The 800-nt window shown below is 52.2% G+C and carries 1 rRNA gene; it reads right to left on the bottom strand.

Going from position 1 to position 800, the window contains the following annotated elements:
* Nucleotides 1-800, bottom strand: a 16S ribosomal RNA gene (locus PAUR_RS00010); the annotation flags it as partial.

Below are 800 nucleotides of genomic sequence, written 5' to 3'. Positions count from 1 at the left end.
GCAGCACTCTGTATGCGCCATTGTAGCACGTGTGTAGCCCTACACGTAAGGGCCATGATGACTTGACGTCGTCCCCACCTTCCTCCGGTTTATCACCGGCAGTCTCCTTAGAGTTCCCACCATTATGTGCTGGCAACTAAGGATAGGGGTTGCGCTCGTTGCGGGACTTAACCCAACATCTCACAACACGAGCTGACGACAGCCATGCAGCACCTGTATCAGAGTTCCCGAAGGCACCAAACCATCTCTGGTAAGTTCTCTGTATGTCAAGTGTAGGTAAGGTTCTTCGCGTTGCATCGAATTAAACCACATGCTCCACCGCTTGTGCGGGCCCCCGTCAATTCATTTGAGTTTTAACCTTGCGGCCGTACTCCCCAGGCGGTCTACTTAATGCGTTAGCTTTGAAAAAGTTGTCCGAAGACCCCAGCTTCTAGTAGACATCGTTTACGGCGTGGACTACCGGGGTATCTAATCCCGTTTGCTCCCCACGCTTTCGTACATGAGCGTCAGTGTTGACCCAGGTGGCTGCCTTCGCCATCGGTATTCCTTCAGATCTCTACGCATTTCACCGCTACACCTGAAATTCTACCACCCTCTATCACACTCTAGTCTGCCAGTTCGAAATGCAGTTCCCAGGTTGAGCCCGGGGCTTTCACATCTCGCTTAACAAACCGCCTGCGTACGCTTTACGCCCAGTAATTCCGATTAACGCTCGCACCCTCCGTATTACCGCGGCTGCTGGCACGGAGTTAGCCGGTGCTTCTTCTGTCAGTAACGTCACAGCTAATAGCTATTAACTA

Origin of the sequence: Pseudoalteromonas aurantia 208 (assembly GCF_014858725.1) — a bacterium.
Taxonomy (GTDB): domain Bacteria; phylum Pseudomonadota; class Gammaproteobacteria; order Enterobacterales; family Alteromonadaceae; genus Pseudoalteromonas; species Pseudoalteromonas aurantia.
This window is presented reverse-complemented; position numbering and strand designations above follow the sequence as displayed.